This window comes from Rhodococcus sp. AQ5-07 (assembly GCF_009707305.1).
GTDB lineage: Bacteria > Actinomycetota > Actinomycetes > Mycobacteriales > Mycobacteriaceae > Rhodococcus_F > Rhodococcus_F erythropolis.
In genome coordinates this window covers 2,913,487-2,937,262 of sequence record NZ_CP046099.1, presented here as the reverse complement: position 1 = coordinate 2,937,262, position 23,776 = coordinate 2,913,487, and the positions used below count along the sequence as shown (strand labels likewise).

Sequence of the window (23,776 nt, the reverse complement as noted above, 5' to 3'; positions counted from 1 at the left end):
TTCATGGTTTCCGGGCGAAAGTTCTGCCCGGAAGTCGAGTGCGAAGGGGCGACGCGGCCCCGTACGGAAGGAATTGTCTGTGGCCTCAGGACGTCGCTACCTGGCGTTGGCAGTGGCAGTGACGGCGTTGTCGCTGACTGCGTGTACGGCCGATCCGCCGCCTCCGGTCGAGAGCACCGAAACCGTCAAGCCCACACCGACTCCGGTTGTTCCGGCGATGAAGCAGGTCACTGTGGCGATCGACGAGGTAGGAGGCGGATTCAACCCGCACCTGCTCGCGGATCAGTCGCCGGTCAACTCCGCAGTCGGCAACCTCGTGTTGCCCAGTGCGTTTCGCCCGATCAATTCGCCGACGCAGCCTGGTGCGACGGAGTGGGCGATCGACGATTCTTTTCTCGTTTCGGCTGAAGTGACGTCAGAGGCTCCGTTCACTATTCGCTACCAACTGCGCAACGAAGCTCAATGGTCGGACGGCGCTCCCATTGCGGCAGAGGACTTTCGCTACCTCTGGCAGCAGATGATCTCGGTTCCCGGTGTGGTCAACCCCGCCGGCTATCAGATGATCGACGACGTGAACTCGTCCGGCGGTGGCAAGACGGTCAACGTCGTGATGCGTGCGCCGTATCCGGCGTGGCGAGAGTTGTTCACCGATATTCTTCCATCCCACCTGATCAAGGACACTCCCGGCGGTTTCAGCACCGGTTTGAGTGAGGGGATTCCGGTGTCTGGAGCCCACTTTCACGTGCGCTCGGTCGACCGTGGTCGAGACGAAATCGTGCTGGAACGCAACGACCGATTCTGGGGCAAGCCTTCAGATCCGGATCAGATAGTTCTGCGACGCGGAGGAACGGCTTCGCAATTGGCGGATGCACTGCGTACCGACGATGCTCAAGTGGCGCAAGTTCATTCGGGTAGTGCCACGGATATTCAGCTTTCTGCAATCCCGGGTGTCAGTACTGCATTCTCCTACGTTCCGCGCACTCTCGACATCAACGTCAATGGGCGCAGCAAGAACTTCGCGGACGTTCGGGTGCGTAAAGGTGTTCTGGGACTGCTCGATCCGGACCTGCTCGCCGTAGTGGCGGCCGGGAGTGAATCGGCGTCGGCCCCGGTGAAAGCTCAGATCCTCGCTCCGTCGGATCCGGGATATGCGCCAACCGCGCCGCCGAAACCGACCAGAGAGCAGGCGCTCGGCGAGCTGACCGCAGCCGGTTACTTGACAGCACCGCCAACCGGAATCGTCACTGGCACTGGAACGGTCGGATCGATCGTCCGGGACGGCGCTCAGTTGACGCTGCTGATCGGCGCTCCCGAAAACGACGACATCGCGATCGCCGTGGCAAACACCGCTGCCGACGAATTGCGTGACGTGGGGATCCTGGCGACCGTCGAATCGGTGCCGCCGGAGGAGCTCTACGGCGAGGATCTGACCACAGGACGCGTCGACATGATCGTCGGTTGGAGCCGAGCAGGCGCTGACACCGCAACTTCACTGGCCTCCCGGTTCAGTTGCCCGACAGCGCCTTCCACTCCTGCGACAGGTTCGGCGGTGCCCACACCGACGCCGTCGCAGTCTCCGGAGCCTGTCCGAACGACAAGCGTCGAGGCTCCGAGCAACCTGTCCGGGCTGTGTGATCCGGCGTTGCAAGGTCGGATCGACGAAGCGCTCAGTGGCATCGGGGATCTCGGGTCGTTGATCGCCGATGCGGAACCCAAGCTGTGGGATCTTGCGGCGGTTTTGCCGATCGTGCAGAGCCGAGCGCTGGTTGCAGTCGGGACCGGAGTCGAGGGCGTGGTCCTCGACGGGCCGGTGCAGGTGGGGATATTCGGAAACGCTACGGACTGGGTGAGGGTGGCAAAGTGACCGCGTCGGCGAAGCGACTTCTGTTGGTGCACGCACATCCGGACGACGAAACGATCACCACCGGTGGCACCATCGCGCGTTACGCGTCCGAAGGCGCCGACGTCACGGTCCTCACCTGCACGTTGGGGGAGGAAGGCGAAGTGATCGGTGACGCGTGGGCAGGGCTCGTGGCTGCCGAGGCCGATCAACTCGGGGGCTACCGGATCGCCGAATTGAGCGCTGCTTTGTCGGCTTTGGGCAGTGCCGCTCCTCGCTTCCTCGCCGGTGCCGGTCGGTATCGCGATTCCGGAATGATCGGCACACCTTCGGCCGCCAATCGCCGTGCCTTTGTCAATGCTCGACTCGACGAGGCAGTCGGCGCGGTGGTCGCCGTCATTCGTGAGATTCGGCCGCACGTCGTGATCACGTACGACCCCAACGGAGGCTACGGGCACCCGGATCACATCCAGGCACACGCGATCACGACTGCGGCCGTGGAAGCTGCAGCAACGACCGCATATCCCGAGACCGGCGAGCCGTGGTCGACTCCGAAGTTCTACTGGACCGTGACCGAGCGCAGCGGACTCGAACGCGGCATCGCTGCGATTTCCGAGTTCCCGGAGAACTGGCGTCTGCCCGAGCCCGGTGAATTGCCGAGCGTCGAGGACGCAGACGTGACGACGGCAATCGATGTTCGAGGCGTCGTCGATGCGAAGGCGAGGGCATTGAGCGCCCACGCCACTCAGGTGACGGTAGCCCCGAGTGGAGCCGAGTTCGCGTTGTCGAACAACGTGGTCCAACCGATCCTGACGGTCGAGCATTTCGTATTGGCCGCCGGCACGCTCGGTCCGGTGGGTGAGGACGGTCGCGAGCGCGATCTGTTCGGCGGGCTGCACAGCTGACCTGGGCGTCGGCTCACAGGCATTGCGATCGACGCCGTAGTGGTGTGTGATGCGTGTCACCGGATGGGTGGTCCTTTCGGTAACAGCAAAGCCTGGGGGCTGAAGAAATGTACAACTGGGACCTGCAGAACCAGATCGTCGCCTTCGTTGATTCGTTGCGTCCGATGGCCGGTTACTACCACGACATGTATTACGGATCGCTCTACGCATTTGCAGATCAGCAAAGTCATCTGCTGACGCTGCTCGGGTTCCCGCCGGTTCCCTGATCGACTTCGTGCTTTTCGGGCGCGAGCCGGGGTGCTTGTCGGGAGGGACCCCGCGCTCGCGCGTTGGCCGTCGATAGACCACTATCAAAACCATGATCACGGCCGAGAACAACACAGACGCTTCGACAGAAACGTCGCTGTCGTGGCTCGACCCCATCATCCTCGGTGTCCTGATTTTCGACGGGTTCTTGTGCGCGGTGTTGTCAGTCCTGTTCTTGCCGACTCATCTCGGTACGACGGCATTTCCGATCAGCATTCTCGTGGCAGCGACCGCGAACCTCGTATTGGTGATCGCCGCCCGCACGGTTACGACGCCGGGTATGGCCGCATTGCCGCTCGCCGGTTGGATCGTCGGGTTCTTGGTGTGCATGGTCGGCGGTCCGGGCGGCGACGTGCTGGTGCTCTCGTCCCCTCTGACGTTCTTGCTGCTGGTCGGCGCGATCGCTCCGGCCGCGGTTTTCCTCTTCAAAGTAGCGATCAACAGGCTTGCCACCCTCAGTTCGCAATAGTTCTCGGCGCGCGCGTAGGAAAGTAACCCATCCATAAGGGACACTCAGCCTGTGGCTGAAGATGATCTGGCGGGCGCGACTATCGCCTTGACCGCAGAACGGCGTGTCGAAGAATTTGCGACGCTCCTCGAACGTCGAGGCGCGGAGATCGTGCGGACACCGGTGATCCATGTGCTGCCGTTGGTGGACGATCGCGACTTGCGCACTCAGACGTCCGCGTTGATTGCCGATCCGCCGGAATTGGTCGTGATCAGCACCGGAATCGGCTTTCGGGGTTGGCTCGACGCCGTCGCGTCGTGGGGTTTGACCGACGAGTTCCTCGGAGCTCTGGCCCGGACGCGCATCATCGCCCGCGGCCCCAAGGCGACGGGCGCCATCCGGGGCGCCGGACTGCGCGAGGAATGGTCGCCTTCGGGTGAGTCGTCCGAGGAAGTTCTGGCGCACCTCGGAAGCGAGGGAGTGGCAGGCTTACGCGTCGCAGTCCAGTTGCACGGCACCATCACCGAATGGGAGCCGTTGACGGACCTGAGCGCCTCCCTCGCCGACATCGGCGCGGTTGTCACCCCGGTGTCGGTCTATCGGTGGATCCGGCCGCCGGATCAGTCGCCAGTCCGCGCGTTGGTCGCTGCAGTTCGTTCCGGTGCAATCGACGCGCTGACCTTCACCAGTGCCCCCGCGGTGTCCTCGATGCTCAGCACGGCAAAAGAGATGGGCGAGCTGGAGCGGTTCGTCGCAGCTATGCGCGGACCGGTACCGACCTACTGCGTCGGACCGGTGACGGCCGCCCCGCTGGAACTCCTCGGTGTTCCGACCATCCAGCCGGAGCGATCGCGTCTCGGTTCGCTGGCGCGGCTCATCATCGACGACCTGCCCAAACGTCGCCACCGCCCGGAGTGACGGCTTCGATCAATGCCCACGCGTTCTCGGCGGGGAGATCGATCACCTCGTAGCTTCCGGTGCCTGCGGGCGTCGCGGCGATGACGGTTGCCACGCCTGCGCGTCGCTGGAAGAACGTCTCGCGCACCGTCCATCCGATGACACCTTCGGATTCGAGGCTGTGACGCTGGCGATCGAGCGAGCCGCTTCGGGTGATCAACCATCCCGGCAGGACTGCGTGGCCGAGGCCGTTGTATCGGTCGTAGGCGAGGGCAACGCCAGCGATGGCGAGTACGGCGACCCCGAACCACGCGTAGATCGGTACATCCAGACCAGAAGCCGCGCACGCCATGCAGACCAGAAACGCTACTGTCGCGAGAAACAGTGCCCTGGTGTACCGGCGACGCCGCGCGGCCGGGCCGTGCGGGATCAGCGGGGCGGACGCCTGACGTGAGTCACCGATGACGGTGGCCATCACTCGCTCGGCTTCCCTGCGTGGTCCCTGCGGGAGCAGCAGCGAAGATTCCTTCTTCTCGGCGCTGACCCCGGTCATGATGGCGTCGAGCCGCGCGCCGCGGGCCAATCGCAGTAGAAGCGGTTCCTTGAGCGTCGTGCCGCGGAGGCGGGCGCGGTCGAGTGTGGTTTGCCGAGTTTTCAACAGGCCGTGACTGACATGCAGGATGCGGCCGTTGTCGGTGAGTTTCATGTTGCCGAACGCGATCAGGTACTGGACGCAGGCGAGTGCACTCGACAGCACCAGCAGCACGACGAGTGCGATGACGACCATCAGCGCGATGCCCAGGCTCTCGAGTGAGTCGAAGCTGTCGCTTACTGCCGACGATTTCGCGACGGCAGTGCCGATGCCGTATTGGAACGAGATGCCGATGATCGCTGCGATGATGGCGATTCCGGTGAACGAAAAGGGAGCGTAGCGAACCCAACTGGGCTCCCAGTGACCGATCTCGGTGTCGACCGGTTCGGCGATGTTCTCGACCGGTGTGCCCGGGGTTTCCAGTCGCCGTGCCTGTTGCGCGCCGGCCAACAGTGCGGCACGTAGGTCCGGAACCAGGGCAGTCGAGAGGGCATTGAGTTCGAACTTGTTCGAATCGTGGCCGATCCCGGCGCGCTGGCCGGTCCCGATGCGCACGATCGACAGCCCGAGCAGTCGGTGCATGACCCCGGCCTCGACGTCGACGGATCGGATGCGGCTACGCGGGACGGAGAGCAGCTTTTTCTGGAATACCCCGGTGCGCAGTTGTACGTGAACGGGCCCGATTCGGTACGTGGTGGTGAAGTACCGCAACAGACCGAAGACGACGAGCAGAGTGACGACGCCGAGTCCCCACCAGTGGTTTCCGGATTGGCTGCCGAGAACTACGGAGACGAGCAGGACCGGGAGCAGTTTGACGACTTCGTTGACGGGGTGGACCAGAAGCATGCGGCGGTCGAGGCGGAGCCATGGCTGTTCCTCCTCGGCTGCCTCGGCAGCTGCCGTTTCCGCCTCGACCGGGATTTCGATCGCGGTCGGGTCGCCCAACTGCTTCTCGTTCACGTTGCGTCTCCCACGTTGGTGCCCGCGATCTCCGTCAGTTGGGCCACTGTGCGGTCGGCGATTTCCTGGTCGAGCGCGGAGATCTTCACAGCCCCGGCCGACGACGCCGTAGTGACGGTCACGGTTGCCAGACCCAACATGCGGTCGATCGGTCCGCGTTCGGTGTCCACGGTCTGCACGCGCGATATCGGTGCGATCCGTCGTTCCTGGGTGAACCACCCCGTGCGTGTGTACACCGCAGTGTCACTGATTTCCCATCTGTGGACGCGATACCGCCACGCCGGAACCATCAGAATGTAGGTGGCCGCGAATAGGACGGTGACTGCGAAGACCAGGCCCACCACCCAGGACGGGATTCCGGGTATCAAGACGGCACAGACGATTTCGGCGACGATGACGGGTACCCAGAACAGCGAGGCAGTGATTGCCCACAGCCTCGGGGCTTTGGCGCTGGGTCGCCATAACGGGTCGGCCATGGTCAGCGGTTGCGGGGCAGTCATGGGCACTACTTTGGTCGAGTGAGGGGCGATCTGTCGACATCGGCCCTATCGTGGAGTGTGGCGACTGCGAAGGGAGCACGTGATGACCGAACAAGATGCGACATTCGACCCGGAGGCTCCGGAATCAGATGCGCTCGAACAATCGACACCCGTAGATCCGAACGCCCCCGAAGAACCCGATCTGACCGACATTCCACTCGACGCGCCAGTGGCTGACGTGGTGGATCAACGAGTCGAGGTCGCGGTCGACGACGACTACCGGCCGTCGTGATCGAGGCCGTGTCGGGGCGGTAAGGCCTCCTACTTCTGGCACCGGGTGGCACTAGTCGTCCCACATGGCGCATGATCGCTAGGTGAACCGAACTGGTGATGACTCCGGCAAACCCACCATGCTTCCGATGCCAGGTATTTCCGCGTCCGCCTCGTCCAGTCCGTCGCCCGGCCCGTCAGCGTCGGCGATGCGGCGAGTTCTCCGTCGCGCACGCGATGGAGCAACCCTGAACGTCGACGAGGCGGCAACGCTGCTGCAGGCGCGGGGAACCGATCTGACCGATCTGTGTTCCTCGGCAGCCAAGGTTCGCGATGCCGGGCTGCTGGCAGCGGGTCGGCCGAACACCGTGACGTATTCGCGGAAGGTTTTCATTCCGCTGACCCGTCTGTGCCAGGACAAGTGCCACTACTGCACGTTCGTCACGGTGCCCGGGAAACTGCGTGCCGCTGGGCACGGCATGTTCCTGGAGCCGGACGAGGTTTTGGACATTGCCAGGGCAGGCGCCGAATTGGGCTGCAAGGAAGCGTTGTTCACGCTGGGTGATCGCCCCGAGGCACGCTGGCCGGAAGCAAAGCAGTGGCTGGACGAACGCGGCTACGACTCCACCCTCGACTACGTGCGGGCGATGTCGATCCGGGTACTCGAGGAGACCGGACTGCTCCCGCATCTGAATCCCGGTGTGATGAGCTGGCAGGAACTCTCGCGGCTCAAGCCCGTTGCGCCGTCGATGGGCATGATGCTCGAGACGACCGCAACCCGCCTGTTCACCGACAAGGGCGAATGCCACTACGGCAGCCCGGACAAGGACCCGGCGGTTCGGCTACGCACCCTGACCGACGCAGGCCGACTGAACATCCCGTTCACCACGGGAATTCTTGTGGGCATCGGGGAGAACTTCCTCGAGCGTGCCGAATCGATCATGGCGATACGCAAGTCGCAGAAGGCGTTCGGGCACATCCAGGAAGTGATCATCCAGAACTTCCTGGCCAAACCTGATACCGCGATGCGCGATACCCCTGATGCAGGACTCGACGAGTTTCTCGCGGCCATCGCCGTCGCACGCCTGCTGCTCGGGCCGACGATGCGGATTCAGAGTCCGCCGAATCTCGTCTCGAACAGCGAGTGCCTCGCGCTGCTCGGCGCCGGTGTGGACGACTGGGGCGGGGTGTCACCGTTGACCCCCGATCACGTCAACCCGGAGCGTCCGTGGCCGAATCTCGAGACCTTGGCGGAGATCAGCGCCGAAGGCGGCTTCACCCTGACCGAACGCACTGCGGCTCAGCCGGCATATGTCCTGGCCGGGGCTCCGTGGATCGATCCGCGCATTGCGGGCCACGTGCAGGCACTGGCGGACCCCAAAACCGGCCTCGCCCTGCCCGACACCAAGCCGGTGGGTCGGCCGTGGCAGGAACCGGACGAGTCGTGGGAATCGAGCGGACGCGTCGATCTCAATACCGAGATCGACACGGACGGGCGCAACACCGAGACCCGCAGTGACCTGGGCAGTGCGTTCGGCGACTGGGAGACCGTGCGCGAACAGGTCCTCGAGCTGAGTGCTCCGATTCGCGTCGACACCGATCTGCTGGCTGCGCTGCGCAGTGCCGAACGCGACCCGGCCGGATGCTCCGACGACGAATACCTGGCCCTTGCCACGGCGGAGGGCCCGGGCCTGGAAGCTGTTGTGGCACTGGCGGATGCGCTACGCAAGGATGCCGTCGGCGAGGACGTCACCTACGTAGTGAACCGGAACATCAACTTCACCAACATTTGCTACACGGGCTGCCGGTTCTGTGCATTCGCGCAGCGCAAGGGCGACGCCGACGCCTTCACGCTGTCGGCAGAGCAGGTCGCCGACCGTGCGTGGGAAGCGCACGTCGCCGGCGCGACCGAGGTGTGCATGCAGGGCGGTATCGATCCGGAACTTCCCGTCACCGGTTACGCCGACCTGGTCCGGGCCGTCAAGAAGCGCGTGCCGTCGATGCACGTCCACGCGTTCTCGCCGATGGAGATCGTCAACGGTGCATCGCGCAGCGGTGAAAGCATCAGGGATTGGCTGACCGCTCTGCGTGAGGCGGGCCTGGACACCATTCCCGGTACGGCAGCGGAGATCCTCGACGATGAGGTGCGCTGGATCCTCACCAAGGGCAAACTGCCGACGGCGGAGTGGATCGAAGTGGTCACAACGGCCCACGAGGTGGGACTGCGGTCGAGTTCGACGATGATGTACGGGCATGTCGATCAGCCGCACCACTGGGTCGGGCACCTGAACGTTCTTCGTGGAATCCAGGACCGTACAGGTGGATTCACGGAGTTCGTGCTGCTGCCGTTCGTTCACCAGAGCGCGCCGCTGTACCTGGCGGGCGCTTCACGGCCAGGGCCGACCAACCGGGACAACCGCGCTGCGCACGCACTGGCACGCATCATGCTGCACGGTCGCATCCCCAACATCCAGACCAGCTGGGTCAAGCTCGGGATCACCGGAACGCAGATGATGCTCAACGGCGGAGCCAACGACCTCGGTGGGACGCTGATGGAGGAGACGATCTCGCGGATGGCAGGCTCCGAACACGGGTCCGAGAAGACCGTCGCAGAACTGCGCGCCATCGCCGAGGGAATCGGACGCCCGGCGCGCGAACGAACCACCACACATGCACGACGCGAAGGAGCGATTGCCTGATGGCCGATGTTCTGGGGGACCGCAAGGTCGTCGAGGTTCTCGATCGAGCGGTATGGGGGATCAATCCGGTTCTCGATCTCGCCTACAGTGATCCGCTCGGTATCAAGCGTCGGACCTTCGAGCCGACCGATCCCGAGCGAAATGCCGCAGCGATGGTGTTGGACGCGGCGGCCTGGGTCCTCGACGTCGTCAAGTTCCCCGGGACGGCGGCGTGGTCGGTGATGACCGACGAGCAGCGCTCGAAGTGGTGGACGACTCGGTTGGGTGCACTCAACACCGTTGCCGTCGCGTTCCCTGGCATCTTCGGCGTCCTCCTCAATCGGCTGCCGATCCAGGACCTCTTGGCATTTGCGAATCAGGCCGTTGTGCTCGTTGCGGTTGCCCGTGAACACGGAGTGACGGAGCGGGATCAGCAGGTGGACCTCCTGGCGTCGGTGCTGTGCCGGCGTGAGACCAAGTCCCGAGATCTGCTCGCCGGTGAGGATTTCGCCGAAAAGTCGGTCAGCGGTGCTGACGAGACCTGGCGCCCGTTCGCGCTCATCGGCACCTTGTGGCGCACGTCCAAGACTTTTCGTGCCATCACGGACGAGCTGCACAAGCGGCCGTCGCGGACAAAACCGTACGAGATTTTCGGCAAGATTCCGGTGGTCGGCGTCGTGGCGGATTATCTCGGTGAGCGCGGCGCTTTGGTCCGCGCGGCTGCCGCGGGGGAGAAGTGGATCGCGATTCGGTCGAGGAACATCACCGCAGTAGGCTGAAATGTGTTACCCCCGCCTGCTCAGAGTCGGTTGGCAGGGGGATAATAGGCTGTTCCCGCGGTACGTGAGAGTCGTATCGGATTTTCGGCCCCTTGCAACTGCGTGTTGCGGCGGCGATGCACGACAGGAAGGCAGGGAGATCGGCAGTGACCTACACGATTGCTGAACCGTGTGTAGATGTGATGGACAAGGCGTGCATCGAAGAATGCCCTGTCGACTGCATCTACGAGGGTGGACGCATGCTTTACATCCACCCCGACGAGTGTGTCGACTGCGGCGCGTGTGAGCCTGTCTGTCCCGTCGAAGCCATCTTCTACGAAGACGACGTCCCGGACCAGTGGAACGCGTACATCAGCACCAACGTCGATTTCTTCGACGATCTCGGTTCGCCGGGTGGAGCGGCCAAGCTCGGCAAGGTCGACTACGACACGCCGTTCATCAAGGCGCTGCCTCCCATGGGTGAGGAATAGAGATCTTGTCTCGTACTCCGGTGGCCGCTGGGCTTCCTGATTTTCCGTGGGATTCGCTCGCCGACGTCACGGCGAAGGCGCACTCTCATCCCGACGGCATCGTGAACCTGTCCGTGGGAACGCCGGTTGATCCCGTTGATCCGGTGATCCAGGAGGCTTTGTCCTCTGTTGCCGAGATACCCGGATATCCGACGACGCACGGCACGCTCGCACTTCGCGAGGCCGTAGCGGAGTCACTCGATCGCCGTTACAACATTCCCGACGTCGATCCGGCAGCGGTCCTGCCGGCGATCGGCACGAAGGAAATGATCGCGTGGCTGCCGACATTGCTCGGTCTCGGAGCCGACGATCTGGTGGTCATTCCGGAGTTGGCATACCCGACGTACGAGGTCGCGGCGAAGCTGGCAGGCGCTCGCGTCCTGCGCGCCGACGGCTTGAACAAGCTCGGTCCCGAGTCGGCGGCGATGATCTTCGTGAACTCGCCCTCGAACCCCACCGGCAAGGTGCTCGGCCTCGAGCACTTGCAGAAGGTCGTGGCCTGGGCGCGCGAGCGCGGCGCGATCGTCGTCTCCGACGAGTGCTACCTCGGATTGACGTGGGAAGCGGATGCACTCTCCATTCTCGATCCCCGTGTCAACGACGGCGATCTGACCGGTTTGCTTGCGGTCCACTCGCTTTCGAAGACGTCCAATCTCGCGAGCTATCGCGCGGGGTTCGTCACCGGTGATCCGGCTTTGGTGTCGGAACTGCTCGAGGTGCGTAAGCACGCGGGCATGATCCTGCCGCTGCCGATCCAGGCGGCGATGACCGCAGCTTTGGGCGACGACCAACACGAGAACATCCAGCGCGAGCGGTACCGCGAGCGTCGCAGCGTGTTGATCGAAGCTGTTCGAGGCGCCGGATTCACCGTCGACAATTCCGAGGCGGGTCTGTACCTCTGGGCGACGCGCGGCGAGGAATGTCGAGCGACGGTCAGTTGGTTCGCCGATCGTGGGATTCTCGTTGCCCCCGGTGAGTTCTACGGTCCGAGCGGGAGCAAGCACGTGCGGATCGCGCTCACTGCAACAGACGAACGAATCTCCGCGGCAGCAAAGCGCCTCTCCGCCTGAACCGTGTGCTTTCCCAGGTGTCAGGTTCCCTGATGTCGGTATCGGTCCGATGTAAGGTCGCGCTGTGACCACCTCAGGGACCGGCGGCTTGGACGCGGTACTGATTTTTGCTGTCGTTGTTGCCTCGGTTGCACTGATGCTCGTGTGGTTGAAAAGTCGTCGAGTTTTCGGAGAATTCCCACTCTCGGCAGCTCTCCTCTGGCTGATGGTTGCAGTGCCGTCCATCCTGCAGGCGCTTCTGATACCAGGACTACTCGAGATGTTTCGTCGTGATCCCGCATTGATTCGCGACGGTCAATGGTGGCGCATTCTGACCTCCGTGCTCGTCCAGGACGGAGGGGTCGCAGGAACCGTCACCAATCTCGTGACGCTGGCCGTGGTTGCACCGCCTGCGTTTCGGCTCTGGGGCGCCGCACGCGGCTGGGCTCTCTTTCTGCTCGGTGAACTGTTGTTCGGTTTGCTCACCACCGCAGTCTTTCCGTCGACCGGCGCAGGAAACTCCGGTGCCACACTTGCTCTGGCAGCGGCGGCCGCGGGGATCGGTGTTCTGGTGCGCCCGCGAATGCCTGAGATTGTTCTGACGGCCGTGATTGTCGTCGGCGGCGCAACCCTGGTGACGGTCGATGACGCGCACGGATTCGCCGTTCTTTCCGGGGCGCTCTTGGGGGCGGCGCTGGTGACGCTGTTCCCTCCGCACTCGATAGATGCGCGTCGGGCAGGAGAAAGTTTGCGACCATCGGCGCTGTGAGATGCTGTCGTGGTGCTGCTGAGATCACTGAACCCCCTTGCTGTCGCCCGCGGTGACGACCTCGACGCCGCCGTGACGATCGGTGACACGGTTCTCTCGCGGAGTGCCATTCTCGGTGCCGCGACCTCGGTCGCGGAACGAGTGGCGCAGGCCGATCGGGTTGCCGTATTGGCAACTCCCACAGCAAAAACGATCCTCGCCGTCGTCGGGGCATTGATTGCCGGTGTCACCGTTGTGCCGGTCCCGCCGGACTCGGGGAAGGCTGAGCGGGAGCACATTCTGCGTGACTCGGGTGCTCAGGCGTGGCTCGGTGAAACGGACGACCACTGCGACACTCTGCCGGTAGTTCCCGTCCGGTTGCACGCTCGCTCGTGGCACAGCTATCCCGAACCGGCACCGCAGTCCACAGCATTCGTCCTGTACACGTCCGGAACCACTGGCCCACCGAAGGGCGTTCTGCTCAGTCGCTCGGCCATCGCAGCCGGGATCGACGCGCTCGCCGAGGCCTGGGACTGGACGTGGCGAGACACGCTCGTGCACGGGCTTCCGCTCTTCCACGTGCACGGACTGATCCTCGGAATCCTCGGCCCCCTCCGGATCGGCAGCCGGGTGATCCACACCGTCAAGCCGACGCCGGAAAATTACGCCCGGGCGAAAGGCTCCCTCTACTTCGGTGTTCCCACCGTCTGGTCGCGTATCGCCGAAGACGAAGAAGCTGCCCGCGCGTTGTCCGGTGCCCGACTTCTGGTTTCCGGTAGTGCGCCGCTTCCTGTGCCTGTCTTCGAAAAGCTGCGGGACCGAACAGGATTGACGCCCATCGAGCGATACGGCATGAGTGAGACGATGCTGACTTTGAGCACACGTTTCGACGGCGAGCGACGCCCAGGGTGGGTCGGCGTGCCGCTGCGCGGAGTCGAGACTCGTCTTCGTGACGAGAAGGGCAACGACGTGCCACACGACGGCGAGAGTATCGGCGGTCTACAGGTACGTGGGCCGATGCTTTTCGACGGCTACTTGAACCGTCCAGTCGCAACCGCCGAGTCCTGGACGCAGGACGGCTACTTCAAGACCGGTGATGTCGCCGTCATCGACGAGGGTGGGTTCCACCGAATCGTCGGCCGCGAATCCCTCGACTTGATCAAAACCGGTGGATTCAGAGTCGGCGCCGGCGAGATCGAGACCGCCATCCTCGGGCACCCTTCGGTGTCCGAAGTTGCGGTGATCGGTGTCCCCGACGCCGATCTGGGTCAGCGGATCATCGCCGTCGTAGTCCGTAAGCCCGGGAGCCCCGAGGTCACCGAAGCTGAATTGGTCGAGTTGGTCGGGGCTGAGTTGTCGGCGCACAAGCGTCCCCGTGAGGTTCGCTTCGCCGAGACTCTGCCGCGTAACGCGATGGGCAAGGTCCAGAAGCGCGAGCTCTTCTGAGAAGAGTGGTTTGCTGAAAAGTCGCTGTGACGCTTGAAGGTTCGTGACTTCGGTCGGACTGTCCCGGAATATGGGCTCGTCGGTTCTCCGACGATTCAGCGCTAGTTGGAATTTCTGTGTTCTTGGCTACACTACCGCCCGGTAGGGATAGCTCCAGTCGCACGCATGCCGTCGGTATGTCCTAGTGCGAGTGGCCTCGGAAGGGCAGATTTCATGGCGGGCGGACGGCATTCGAGTCCTGACAGCGGGCGATCGATCGGGTTCTACGCAGTGGGTGGGTTGGTTGCCGTCGCGGTAGTCGCTACCGGGGTGGTGGTCTTCAAGGCAACACAGTCCGATTCCTGCGAGAGCGTCGACGAGTACTCGCTGGCAGCAGATCCTGCGATCGCGCCTGCAGTCACGGAGATCCTCGCAGAATCGTCGCCGGAGCAGACAGGCTGTTCACGGATCACGGTCACCTCTGCGTTGCCAGGCGACGTAGCGGGAACCTTGGGCAAGGGCGTGGACGCACCGGACATGTGGATACCGGATTCGACAGCGTGGGTTGGCAAAGCTGCACTGACGGCCAAGGGACCGGTCGCTGCCGCCGGCGGTTCGATCGCCACCTCGCCTGTCGTCCTCGCGTCCGGCGGTGGCGAGCAGTTTGCCAGTTGGCTCACGGCGCTTCAGGTTCCCGATCTCGCGCTGGGCAATCCGTTGTTCACCGGGGTTGCGTCGGCGCCCATTCTCGGAGCCCTTGCGGAGACCGGGGCCACCTCCGAATCGGTTCGAGCGGCACTCGTACCCCATGCCCAAGCAGAGAGCGTTCGTACCGAAGATCAGCCGGTAGGGCAGAAGATGCTCACCGAATTGGTCAGCTCCGGGAAGGTCGGTGTTTCGACCGAGCAGCAGGTAGTCGAGTTCACGAAAGCCGAGTCGAAGATTTCCGCGACAGTACCGGCGACGGGAACCATGATCATGGATTACCCCCTGGTGGTCAGTGCGTCGGCACCGGATCGGCACTACGCGGCAGCGAAGAAGAGTGACGCCATCGCTGAGCTGTTGCACAGTGAATCTGCTCAGGAAGTGCTGACACGCAGCGGTTTCCGTACCTCCGCCGGTGGGGCTGTCGAAGGCGGAGTTGGTGACGTGACGGCCTTGACGGTCTCCGAACAGTCGGTGGCCGATCAAACGCTGGGCGCTTGGGCTCTGATGGCCAAGCCGATCCGGACACTCGTTGCGATCGACGTGTCTGCGTCGATGGACTACCCGGCGACAGGCGGCAAGACGCGCATGCAGTTGACCACTGCTGCTGCTCTCGCCGGCAATCAGGTCTTCCCGGACAGTGTCGCTGCCGGTCTCTGGGCGTTCTCCCAAGGTATGAACGGAACCCAGGACTTTCAGGAATTGGTGCCGATCAGGCGCTACGACACCATCGTCGACGGCATGACTCAGCGAAAGTTGATGGCTGATCAGGCGAACCGTCTCACCGAGCTCAAGCGTGGCGCCACCGGTTTGTATGACACGACTCTGGCCGCCTTCCGTAAGGTGCAGGAATCGTACGATCCGCGAGCGGTCAACAGCGTCATCATCTTGACCGACGGTGCCAACGAAGATCCCGACAGCATCAGCCGTGAACAGCTGCTCGATGTTCTTGCACGCGAGCAGGATCCGGCGCGTCCGGTCATCATCGTCACCATCGGCATCACCGATGACGCCGATGCGGCGGCACTCGCCGAGATCTCCCGCGTGACGGGCGGTTCGACGTACATCGCTCGAGACCCCTCGGAGATTTCCGAGGTGTTTGTGAACGCACTTGCTCACCGAGGATCGTGAGCCACGCCGAGGACCTCAGGCCGCGTCGGGACCGGCCCAGGGCGTCGGAAGTGGCGGAGCCTCAGACGAATATCGGTGCCCGGTAGATGTCGTCGTGGTGAAGGTGTGCCGGGTACCTGGTACAGGTTCGGCAGACCAGTCCGAGCCCTGTTTCGCGTAGTTGCATGCCGCGCACAACCCGGCACCGTTGGCTGCGCTGGTGAGGCCACCCCTGGAGTGATCGCGGATGTGGTCGCGGTGGCGAACCGGCGCGTCGCACCACGGAGTGCGGCAGCTTCGATCACGAAGTTCGATCAATCGCGCCAGTCCTTTCGGGAAGGTCCTCGCCGTGGATTCCATTGCGGTCAGTGCGCCGGTGTCGGGGCGTGCGTAGAGCTTTCGAACCGTTGTCATGGTTTCGGAGTCCTCGCCGGACAAGGTGATCCATTCACGTGCGATGGCTGCTGGAACAGGTCCGTACCCGTGGACGTGGGCAGGGTCGGAACCGTCGCCGAGTAGCGACTGGTCGGAGACAATCAGATTCACCGTGACGGGTGTCGGTGTGGCGCGGCCGATTCCGGTGACTCGCTCCACCAGGAGATCAGCCATGATCTGAGCTCGCGTGCGCTCGTCCCCGCCGGCAAGTACGGAATCTGCATCGCGGCCGAGCGTGGCATATACGACGGTACCCGCGGCAGCGGGAAGTAGGACATTGAGCCAGCACATCGTGTCGGGCGCAGGCCGAGACGTCACACGTCTGTCTCGTACGGCTTTGCGTGCTCGTCTGGCAACACTGTCGGCGTCTATTTCCGCAGTGCGTGCGCGGATTCTTTCTGTCAGTTGGTGGGTGCCACATCCGTCCAAGATTGCAGCGTCGCAGCAGAACTCGCGATCCAATGCAGCGCGATCCTGGACTGTGAGACACGCAGTTTCACGCATGAGAATTGTCGCTTGATGCTCACTGATGGAGCCACGGACGAGTAGTCGAAGTGTGTGCGGCATCTCGTCGTTCAGTGCGCGGGCCAGGTTGAGATGCTGAGTTCCGAACCATGCCGACTCTCGCCGTGCGAGGGCAATCTGCGCGTTGATTCCACGGCCCTGGTATGGGCGCGGAACTCCCCGTTCGCCGCGGTCCTTGCGGGTTACCGTGTCGAGATCGGCAGCCAGCAATGCCTGGGCCCCAGCGCAACTGGCCTTCAGCTCTTCCAGTGCGCGTAGTAGATCCACGCGAGCTGCGTTGTCGATGGAACGATCCATGCTGACGAGTGACGCTCGGAATTGTCCGATCGTCTCTTCGGATATCGTCTGATTGGATATCGCCTGTTCAGATACTTTCGTCGTCACTTTTACCCCCCGGTAGTGTCGAACATACATTCGATACTAGCGCCGACGGTGAACGCACGCAACGGCTTTCTCTGTTGGCGTCCGAAAGTTCCGACAGTTCGGTTTTCATGGTTGACTGGTCCTCATGATCGAGTTGACGGGATTGACCAAGGTTTACGGACCGACGAAAGCGGTGGACGATTTGTCGTTCACGGTCAAGCCGGGCATCGTGACGGGCTTTCTGGGCCCCAACGGTGCGGGTAAGTCGACGACGATGCGGATGATCCTGGGTTTGGATCAGCCGACGTCGGGTGCGGCGTTGATCGACGGCAAGCCGTACCGCGAGCTCAAGACGCCGCTGCGGACTGTCGGCGCGTTGTTGGATGCGAAGTGGGTGCATCCCAATCGCAGTGCGCGGGCGCATCTGCAGTGGATGGCTGCTTCGAACGGGATCCCGAAGTCCCGCGTCGACGAGGTGCTCGGGTTGGTCGGGTTGTCCGAGGTGGCGGGCAAGAAGGCTGGCGGGTTCTCGTTGGGTATGTCGCAGCGTCTCGGGTTGGCGGGTGCGTTGTTGGGTGATCCGAAGGTGTTGTTGTTCGACGAGCCGGTCAACGGTCTCGATCCGGAGGGCATCGTCTGGATTCGTAAGTTCATGCAGCGGTTGGCGGCCGAGGGTCGCACGGTGCTGGTGTCGAGTCACCTTCTCTCGGAGATGGCGTTGACGGCGGAGCAGTTGGTGGTGATCGGTCGGGGTCGGTTGATTTCGGATTCGACGGTCGCGGAGTTCGTGGATCGCTCGTCGGAGTCGACGGTGCGCGTGCGCAGCCCACAATTGGACGCTCTCCATGCCGCATTGACTGCCCACGGACTGACTGTCCGCGAGGAGCATTCAGGATCGGAGCCGGTGTTGGTGGTCGTGGATTCGACCACTGATGTGATCGGGGGTCTGGCTGGTTCGCAGGGAATCGTGTTGTACGAGTTGGCGTCTGTGCAGGGGTCGCTCGAGGATGCGTTCATGAAGTTGACCGGAGACGATGTCCAGTACCACGCATCCGATATCGAAGCAGCCCCCGAAACTCAGAATGCAAACACACAGCACGCTATGGGAGGTGCACTGTAATGGCTGTTCTCAGTGCTGAACGTATCAAGATCACCACGACCAAATCACCGTTGTGGTGCACGATCATCATCATCGTGCTCGGGTTGGGACTCGCTACGGTTTTCGGACTGAGCGCCAAGTCGTCGCTCAGTAGCCCCAATGGTGCAATGATGCCGACAGTGTCGGGGGCGCTCAGTGGAGTGACCGGCTTCGGTGTGTTGGTTCTGATGATCATGGCGGCTCTCGCGATCACCAGCGAATATCGCTTCGGGACAATCCGAACAACATTCCAGGCAGTTCCGAACCGCGCTTCGGTGCTCATCGCCAAAGCGGGCCTCATCGGTGGTTTCGGAGCGGTACTGACTCTCGTATTGTCGTTCGGCGCTTTCGCTCTCACGAAGGCCACATCAGGTGACGCCGGAAGATTCCTGACTCTGTCCGGCGACGATAGCTGGCGGGTCGTCTACGGAACACCGATCTACGCGTTCTTCTGCGTAGTTCTAGCCGTAGGAGTGGGCGCGTTGCTCCGGCAGTCTGCAGGCGCGATCGCATTACTGCTGTTGTGGCCCTTGCTGATCGAGAATCTTTTCAACCTGTTCGGAAGTATCGGCGAGAAGATCATGCCGTTCCTGCCGTTCATGAACGCCAACAACTTTCTCGGTTCCGGCGGTAGCGTCGACTTCCACTGGGGACCCTGGGGCAGCCTGGTCTACTTCGCCCTCTTCGTGCTCGTCGTATTCGGCCTCAGCATCGTCGTCGTGAACAGGCGGGATGCATAGGCACACGGATCAGGCGGGCTGATTCTGCTTACGCCAGCGGGCGTTCAGGAAACCCAATGCCGCGATCACGAGGAACAACACGGTGGTCGAGATCAACTGTGCACGGGCATCGGCGTCGAAGAGCATGAGGACGACGAAGACGCCAAGCATCGCGAGGGTCGCGTAGCTCAGATACGGGAACAGCCACATACGAACTGTCAGCTTGCCCGACGCTTCGAGTTGTTTACGCAGTCGCAGATGCGAGACGACGATGAAGATCCAGATGACGAGCAGCGCGGCGCCGACTGCGTTGAGCAGGATGCCGAGCAGGTCGTCGGGGAGCAGCCAGTTGAGCAGGACGCTGACGAAGCCGAAGAACACCGACAGCAGAACGGCATTGGTCGGAACTCCGGTGCTCGACAGTTTCGCCATGAAAGCGGGTCCGTCGCCGCGGCGCGAAAGTGAGAACGCCATCCGGGAGGTGCCGTAGATGTTGGCGTTGAAGGCGGAAAGCAACGCCACCACTACGACGAGTTCCATGAACCCGGCAACACCCGGAATGTTCGCCTTGTTCAAGACGGCCACAAACGGGCCGCTCTCGAGTTCGGGGTCGTTCCAGGGCAGCACCAGAACCATGATGGAGATGGCACCGATGTAGAAGACGCTGATGCGCCACACCACGGAGCGGACAGCGACGGCGATGGAGCGTTCCGGATTCTCGGATTCGGCTGCGGCGATGGTGACGATCTCGATCCCACCGAAGGCGAACGCCACGACGAGCAGTCCTGCGGCAATGCCGGACAACCCATTGGGCATGAAGCCGCCCTGCCCGAACAGATTGCTCGTACCGACCGGATCGGTATCGGGGAGGATGCCGAACACCAGCAGGACGCCGATGACGAGGAAGGCGATGATGACGGTGACTTTGATTGCGGCGAACCAGAACTCGAACTCACCGAAGTTGCTGACCTTCGCCAGGTTCACCACGGCGAAGAACACCACGAATACCAGGGCGACAACCCATTGCGGGATCGACGGCACCCAGTCGTTCACGATCGCCGAGGCTCCGGTGATCTCGGCGCCCAGCACCATGATCAGCATGAACCAGTAGAGCCAGCCCATCACGAAGCCGGCCCACTCGCCGATCCCCAGGCGGGCGTAGTGAGAGAAGGAACCGCTCGCCGGGATCGCAGCTCCCATCTCACCGAGCATGCGCATCACGAACACCACGACGGCGCCCGCAAGGATGTAGGAGATCAGGACGGCCGGGCCGGCCTTGGCGATACCGACACCGGTTCCGAGGAACAGGCCGGCGCCGATGGCCGAGCCCAGGCCCATCATCGTCAGATGGCGGACCTTGAGACCGTGGCCGAGAGCAGTGGTTGTTCCGTCGGAGACGTCGGTGTCAGTCATCAGTCGTTGGCGTGCAAAGCAGCGTTCAGTTCGACGCCGGTGCCCTTCCACGGCACGACCTCGACGGCACCCGAGACCGAGTTACGACGGAAGAGAAGGTTCGACTTGCCGCTGAGTTCCTTGGCCTTGACGACGGTGCCGTCCGGGCCGGTGACCTTGGTGCCCGCGGTGACATAGAGGCCCGCTTCGAGGACGCAGTCGTCGCCGAGCGAAATGCCGAGGCCGGCGTTTGCGCCGAGGAGGCAGCGCTTGCCGAGGGAGATGGTTTCCTTGCCGCCGCCGGAGAGGGTGCCCATGATGGAGGCGCCGCCGCCAACATCGGATCCGTCGTCGACGACGACGCCCGCGGAGATGCGGCCTTCGACCATGGAGTTACCGAGGGTGCCGGCGTTGAAGTTGACGAAGCCTTCGTGCATGACGGTCGTTCCGCTGGCGAGGTGCGCACCGAGTCGGACACGGTCCGCGTCACCGATACGCACTCCGGACGGCACGACGTAGTCGACCATGCGGGGGAACTTGTCGACGCTGAACACGGTCACGACGCCGCGGATGCGCAGACGTGAGCGAACTTGCTCGAAGCCTTCGACGGCGCACGGGCCGAAGTTGGTCCACACGACGTTGCTGAGCAGGCCGAACTGGCCGTCGAGGTTGACGCCGTGGGGTGCGACGAGACGGTGCGAGAGGAGGTGGAGGCGCAGGTAGACGTCGTGTGCGTCGACCGGTGCCTTGGAGAGATCGGCGATGGTGGTGCGGACGACGACCTGCGAGACCTCGCGAGCGTCGTCAGTGCCTGCCAGCAGTGCAAGATCGGAAGGAATGTCTGTTCCCTCGACGTTCTCGGTACCGGTCTTGTCGAATGTTCCCAGCTCCGGTGCCGGGAACCAGGTGTCGAGGACGGTTCCGTCCGCGGTCACGTTGGCGATACCTACTGCTGTTGCTCCCTGTGCGCTCACGGGACTAGAGATTACTGGGTGGTGGGTGCACCGGCCTAGGCTGGTGCGTGTGAGCATCCTCGATCTTGCTTCGGACCCCATCGACTTGACGGCCGCCCTGGTCGACATCCCCAGCGTCTCGCACGACGAATCCGTCATCGCGCAGGCCGTCGAGGATGCGCTGCGTGAGCAGACTTCGGGCTTCGAGATCATCCGCAACGGCAACGCCGTGTTGGCGCGGACCTCGCGTGGTTTGCCCAGTCGCGTCATGCTCGCCGGACATCTGGATACGGTGCCCATCGCGGACAATGTTCCTTCGCGGCGTGACGGCGACATCCTGCACGGCTGCGGGACCGCGGACATGAAGTCGGGCGATGCGGTCTTTCTGCACCTGGCGGCCACCATCGAGAACCTGGCCCACGATCTGACCCTGGTTTTCTACGACTGCGAAGAGATCGCCGCGACGTACAACGGCCTGGGACGAATCGAACGCGAGATCCCGGAATGGCTCGCGGCCGACGTCGCAATTCTCGGTGAGCCGACGGCCGGTTTCATCGAGGCCGGGTGCCAGGGCACGATGCGGGTTCGGTTGACAGCTTCGGGAACTCGCGCACATTCGGCCAGGTCCTGGCTGGGGGACAACGCCATTCACAAGTTCGGCGGTGCGTTGGAGCGGTTGTCGAGTTACCAGCCGCGCTCGGTCGACATCGACGGTTGCGGCTACCGCGAAGGTTTGTCGGCGGTGCGGATTTCTGGCGGGGTCGCCGGAAACGTCGTCCCGGACGAAGCCGAGATGGACGTCAACTTCCGATTCGCGCCCGATCGCAGCGAGGCGCAAGCCGAGTCGCACGTGCGCGAAGTGTTCGACGGTCTGGGCCTCGGATTCGAGGTCACCGACTCCTCACCCGGCGCGCTGCCTGGCTTGGCGAACCCGTCCGCTGCCGCCCTGATCGAGGCGGCCGGTGGTCAGTTCCGTGCGAAGTACGGGTGGACCGACGTGTCCAGGTTCTCGGCGCTCGGCATTCCTGCCGTGAACTACGGACCGGGTGATCCGAACCTCGCACACAAGCGCGACGAGCACGTTCCGGTGCAGCAGATCACCGACGTCGCGGCCGTGCTGAGGAAGTATCTGTCGGCCTGACCGTTAGCCTTGCCGCATGGCACCAGAGAAGAATTCGGCTTCGAAGAAGCAGAGCTCGTCGATCAAGCACCGCGGGCCCGTTCAGCTTCGACGCAAGCGCAAAGACGAGAAGACCACGACCGATCAGCGCTTGCTCGACAAGCGCGGGCCCACGGACTGGGTACACACCGATCCGTGGCGTGTGCTGCGTATCCAGAGCGAATTCATCGAAGGTTTCGGCGCACTCGCCGAGGTCCCGCGTGCGGTGACGGTGTTCGGTTCGGCACGCACCACGGTCGATCATCCCGAGTACCAATCCGGCCGTGAGCTGGGAACGGCTTTGGCCGAAGCCGGATACGCCGTCATCACCGGCGGTGGACCGGGAGTCATGGAAGCTGCCAACCGCGGTTGCAGCGAGGCGGGCGGATACTCGATCGGTCTCGGCATCGAGCTGCCGTTCGAGCAGGGACTCAACGAGTGGGTGGATCTCGGAATCAACTTCCGGTACTTCTTCGCACGCAAGACGATGTTCGTGAAGTACTCCCAGGCATTCATCTGCCTGCCGGGTGGCTTCGGAACACTCGACGAGCTGTTCGAGGCACTGACCCTGGTGCAGACCCACAAGGTCACGCGCTTCCCGATCGTCCTGTTCGGTACCGAGTACTGGTCCGGACTCGTCGACTGGATTCGCGGCACCCTCGAGCGTGACGGCAAGATTTCCGAGGGCGACGTGAACTTGCTGCACGTCACCGACAGTGTGGAAGAAGCAGTACGAATCGTCCTCAACGCCGACAAGGGCGTCGACGAGGCCGCAGATCTGGGGAAAGAAGAAGAATGGTGACCGATTCCGACAAGAAGTACTCGATCTGCGTCTACTGCGCGTCGGGTCCGGTGGACGAATCGTTCCTGGCATTGGCTGCCGAGGTGGGAACCGCGATCGGTCGACGCGGATGGCAGTTGGTCTCGGGCGGTGGCAACGTCTCGATGATGGGCGCTGTCGCCGAGTCCGCTCGCGCGGCGGGCGCCTGGACCGTCGGCGTCATTCCGAAGGCCCTGGTGCACAAGGAAGTAGCCGACGTCGATGCCGACGAGCTGATCGTCACGGACACCATGCGCGAGCGCAAGAAGCTGATGGAAGATCACGCCGACGCGTTCATCACGCTGCCGGGTGGAATCGGGACGCTGGAGGAGCTGTTCGAGACGTGGACCGCCGGCTACCTCGGAATGCACGAGAAGCCAGTGGTGATGCTCGATCCCGTCGGGCACTTCACCGGCCTGCTCGAGTGGTTGAACAAGCTCGACGGGACCGGCTTCGTCGGGCGTCAGGCTTTGGACACTCTGTTGGTGCGGACGGACGTCGAGGCTGCGCTCGACGCGTGCGTCAGATCCTGATCAGACGCCTGCGTGAAACCCTGACCTGGGGCATGGCGG

General features: G+C 63.2%; 23 protein-coding genes. 18 read left to right on the top strand and 5 right to left on the bottom strand.

All coding sequences use genetic code 11. The annotated features are described in order from the left end of the window. Positions 1-79 precede the first annotated feature (79 nt). The 5 genes from GJB56_RS13420 (at position 80) to GJB56_RS13405 (ending at position 4,417) form a co-directional block, all read left to right on the top strand. Positions 80-1,864, top strand: coding sequence for an ABC transporter family substrate-binding protein (locus GJB56_RS13420; protein WP_019744524.1), 1,785 nt, complete (start codon positions 80-82; stop codon positions 1,862-1,864). Next, positions 1,861-2,745: an N-acetyl-1-D-myo-inositol-2-amino-2-deoxy-alpha-D-glucopyranoside deacetylase gene (gene mshB, locus GJB56_RS13415; RefSeq protein ID WP_113683151.1), complete on the top strand. Its 885-nt coding sequence runs from the start codon at positions 1,861-1,863 to the stop codon at positions 2,743-2,745. The genes GJB56_RS13420 and mshB overlap by 4 nt, the downstream gene beginning before the upstream one ends. Before the next feature lie 107 nt (positions 2,746-2,852). Next, positions 2,853-3,011 (top strand): hypothetical protein, encoded by a 159-nt coding sequence (locus tag GJB56_RS31390; protein ID WP_019744522.1) that lies wholly within the window; start codon positions 2,853-2,855, stop codon positions 3,009-3,011. A gap of 92 nt (positions 3,012-3,103) precedes the next feature. Then, the gene (locus GJB56_RS13410; protein ID WP_019744521.1) at positions 3,104-3,520 is read left to right on the top strand and encodes a hypothetical protein; all 417 of its coding nucleotides are present in this window, start codon (positions 3,104-3,106) and stop codon (positions 3,518-3,520) included. Between the two features lie 51 nt (positions 3,521-3,571). After that, positions 3,572-4,417: a uroporphyrinogen-III synthase gene (locus tag GJB56_RS13405; RefSeq protein WP_019744520.1), complete on the top strand. Its 846-nt coding sequence runs from the start codon at positions 3,572-3,574 to the stop codon at positions 4,415-4,417. Here GJB56_RS13405 and GJB56_RS13400 read toward each other — a convergent pair. Both GJB56_RS13400 and GJB56_RS13395 read right to left on the bottom strand, forming a co-directional pair. Next, positions 4,377-5,948, bottom strand: coding sequence for a PH domain-containing protein (locus GJB56_RS13400; RefSeq protein WP_113683150.1), 1,572 nt, complete (start codon positions 5,946-5,948; stop codon positions 4,377-4,379). The two genes, GJB56_RS13405 and GJB56_RS13400, sit on opposite strands and share 41 nt — an antisense overlap. After that, positions 5,945-6,448: a PH domain-containing protein gene (locus tag GJB56_RS13395; protein WP_020970221.1), complete on the bottom strand. Its 504-nt coding sequence runs from the start codon at positions 6,446-6,448 to the stop codon at positions 5,945-5,947. The genes GJB56_RS13400 and GJB56_RS13395 overlap by 4 nt, the downstream gene beginning before the upstream one ends. A gap of 82 nt (positions 6,449-6,530) precedes the next feature. On the opposite strand from GJB56_RS13395, the gene GJB56_RS13390 reads away from it, so the two are divergent. The 8 genes from GJB56_RS13390 (at position 6,531) to GJB56_RS13355 (ending at position 15,721) form a co-directional block, all read left to right on the top strand. Then, positions 6,531-6,719, top strand: a complete 189-nt coding sequence (locus tag GJB56_RS13390; protein ID WP_003945217.1) for a hypothetical protein — start codon at positions 6,531-6,533, stop codon at positions 6,717-6,719. Positions 6,720-6,837: 118 nt separating this feature from the next. Then, positions 6,838-9,396 carry a bifunctional FO biosynthesis protein CofGH gene (locus tag GJB56_RS13385; protein WP_020970220.1) on the top strand — a complete coding sequence of 853 codons (2,559 nt, stop codon included), beginning with the start codon at positions 6,838-6,840 and terminating at the stop codon, positions 9,394-9,396. Next, positions 9,396-10,154, top strand: a complete 759-nt coding sequence (locus tag GJB56_RS13380; RefSeq protein ID WP_020908480.1) for a hypothetical protein — start codon at positions 9,396-9,398, stop codon at positions 10,152-10,154. The genes GJB56_RS13385 and GJB56_RS13380 overlap by 1 nt, the downstream gene beginning before the upstream one ends. Before the next feature lie 146 nt (positions 10,155-10,300). Next, positions 10,301-10,624, top strand: a complete 324-nt coding sequence (fdxA, locus tag GJB56_RS13375) for a ferredoxin (protein ID WP_003945248.1) — start codon at positions 10,301-10,303, stop codon at positions 10,622-10,624. Between the two features lie 5 nt (positions 10,625-10,629). After that, the gene (gene dapC / locus GJB56_RS13370) at positions 10,630-11,733 is read left to right on the top strand and encodes a succinyldiaminopimelate transaminase (RefSeq protein WP_019744514.1); all 1,104 of its coding nucleotides are present in this window, start codon (positions 10,630-10,632) and stop codon (positions 11,731-11,733) included. Between the two features lie 64 nt (positions 11,734-11,797). Beyond that, positions 11,798-12,481 carry a rhomboid family intramembrane serine protease gene (locus tag GJB56_RS13365; RefSeq protein ID WP_113683149.1) on the top strand — a complete coding sequence of 228 codons (684 nt, stop codon included), beginning with the start codon at positions 11,798-11,800 and terminating at the stop codon, positions 12,479-12,481. Positions 12,482-12,493: 12 nt separating this feature from the next. Further along, on the top strand, positions 12,494-13,906 hold the full coding sequence (locus GJB56_RS13360) for an acyl-CoA synthetase (protein WP_113683330.1): 1,413 nt from the start codon (positions 12,494-12,496) through the stop codon (positions 13,904-13,906). A gap of 213 nt (positions 13,907-14,119) precedes the next feature. Continuing rightward, entirely contained in the window at positions 14,120-15,721 is a 1,602-nt protein-coding gene (locus GJB56_RS13355) for a substrate-binding and VWA domain-containing protein (protein WP_113683148.1), read from the top strand. A gap of 15 nt (positions 15,722-15,736) precedes the next feature. Here the strand turns inward: GJB56_RS13355 and GJB56_RS13350 are convergent, their stop codons facing one another. Then, positions 15,737-16,957, bottom strand: a complete 1,221-nt coding sequence (locus GJB56_RS13350) for an HNH endonuclease (protein WP_230091188.1) — start codon at positions 16,955-16,957, stop codon at positions 15,737-15,739. 211 nt (positions 16,958-17,168) lie between these two features. Between GJB56_RS13350 and GJB56_RS13345 the strand changes: the two genes are divergently transcribed. Both GJB56_RS13345 and GJB56_RS13340 read left to right on the top strand, forming a co-directional pair. Beyond that, positions 17,169-18,143 carry an ABC transporter ATP-binding protein gene (locus GJB56_RS13345; RefSeq protein WP_113683146.1) on the top strand — a complete coding sequence of 325 codons (975 nt, stop codon included), beginning with the start codon at positions 17,169-17,171 and terminating at the stop codon, positions 18,141-18,143. Then, positions 18,143-18,901, top strand: a complete 759-nt coding sequence (locus tag GJB56_RS13340; RefSeq protein WP_047889712.1) for an ABC transporter permease — start codon at positions 18,143-18,145, stop codon at positions 18,899-18,901. The genes GJB56_RS13345 and GJB56_RS13340 overlap by 1 nt, the downstream gene beginning before the upstream one ends. A 9-nt stretch (positions 18,902-18,910) precedes the next feature. Here the strand turns inward: GJB56_RS13340 and GJB56_RS13335 are convergent, their stop codons facing one another. Next, the gene (locus GJB56_RS13335; RefSeq protein WP_020908472.1) at positions 18,911-20,293 is read right to left on the bottom strand and encodes an amino acid permease; all 1,383 of its coding nucleotides are present in this window, start codon (positions 20,291-20,293) and stop codon (positions 18,911-18,913) included. Next, a complete protein-coding gene (gene dapD / locus GJB56_RS13330; RefSeq protein ID WP_019749368.1) occupies positions 20,293-21,246 on the bottom strand; it encodes a 2,3,4,5-tetrahydropyridine-2,6-dicarboxylate N-succinyltransferase in 954 nt (317 codons plus the stop codon). Before dapD ends, GJB56_RS13335 begins: the two co-directional genes overlap by 1 nt. 49 nt (positions 21,247-21,295) lie before the next feature. On the opposite strand from dapD, the gene dapE reads away from it, so the two are divergent. From dapE to GJB56_RS13315, 3 genes are read left to right on the top strand one after another with little or no spacing between them, the layout of a single operon-like run. Continuing rightward, positions 21,296-22,366, top strand: coding sequence for a succinyl-diaminopimelate desuccinylase (gene dapE, locus GJB56_RS13325; RefSeq protein WP_195849605.1), 1,071 nt, complete (start codon positions 21,296-21,298; stop codon positions 22,364-22,366). Between the two features lie 16 nt (positions 22,367-22,382). Beyond that, the gene (locus tag GJB56_RS13320) at positions 22,383-23,186 is read left to right on the top strand and encodes a TIGR00730 family Rossman fold protein (RefSeq protein ID WP_003945176.1); all 804 of its coding nucleotides are present in this window, start codon (positions 22,383-22,385) and stop codon (positions 23,184-23,186) included. Beyond that, positions 23,180-23,737: a TIGR00730 family Rossman fold protein gene (locus GJB56_RS13315; protein WP_020908470.1), complete on the top strand. Its 558-nt coding sequence runs from the start codon at positions 23,180-23,182 to the stop codon at positions 23,735-23,737. The genes GJB56_RS13320 and GJB56_RS13315 overlap by 7 nt, the downstream gene beginning before the upstream one ends. The last annotated feature ends 39 nt before the right edge of the window (positions 23,738-23,776 follow it).

What these genes read in the sequence shown, in the direction of transcription:
- GJB56_RS13320 (WP_003945176.1), top strand. Translation starts at nt 22,383, where the DNA reads ATGGCACCAGAGAAGAATTCGGCTTCGAAGAAGCAGAGCTCGTCGATC.
- GJB56_RS13345 (WP_113683146.1), top strand. Translation starts at nt 17,169, where the DNA reads ATGATCGAGTTGACGGGATTGACCAAGGTTTACGGACCGACGAAAGCG.
- GJB56_RS13390 (WP_003945217.1), top strand. Translation starts at nt 6,531, where the DNA reads ATGACCGAACAAGATGCGACATTCGACCCGGAGGCTCCGGAATCAGAT.
- GJB56_RS13335 (WP_020908472.1), bottom strand. Translation starts at nt 20,293, where the DNA reads ATGACTGACACCGACGTCTCCGACGGAACAACCACTGCTCTCGGCCAC.
- GJB56_RS13395 (WP_020970221.1), bottom strand. Translation starts at nt 6,448, where the DNA reads ATGACTGCCCCGCAACCGCTGACCATGGCCGACCCGTTATGGCGACCC.
- GJB56_RS13340 (WP_047889712.1), top strand. Translation starts at nt 18,143, where the DNA reads ATGGCTGTTCTCAGTGCTGAACGTATCAAGATCACCACGACCAAATCA.
- GJB56_RS13380 (WP_020908480.1), top strand. Translation starts at nt 9,396, where the DNA reads ATGGCCGATGTTCTGGGGGACCGCAAGGTCGTCGAGGTTCTCGATCGA.
- GJB56_RS13355 (WP_113683148.1), top strand. Translation starts at nt 14,120, where the DNA reads ATGGCGGGCGGACGGCATTCGAGTCCTGACAGCGGGCGATCGATCGGG.
- GJB56_RS13315 (WP_020908470.1), top strand. Translation starts at nt 23,180, where the DNA reads ATGGTGACCGATTCCGACAAGAAGTACTCGATCTGCGTCTACTGCGCG.
- GJB56_RS13410 (WP_019744521.1), top strand. Translation starts at nt 3,104, where the DNA reads ATGATCACGGCCGAGAACAACACAGACGCTTCGACAGAAACGTCGCTG.
- GJB56_RS13385 (WP_020970220.1), top strand. Translation starts at nt 6,838, where the DNA reads ATGCTTCCGATGCCAGGTATTTCCGCGTCCGCCTCGTCCAGTCCGTCG.
- GJB56_RS13350 (WP_230091188.1), bottom strand. Translation starts at nt 16,957, where the DNA reads ATGGATCGTTCCATCGACAACGCAGCTCGCGTGGATCTACTACGCGCA.
- GJB56_RS31390 (WP_019744522.1), top strand. Translation starts at nt 2,853, where the DNA reads ATGTACAACTGGGACCTGCAGAACCAGATCGTCGCCTTCGTTGATTCG.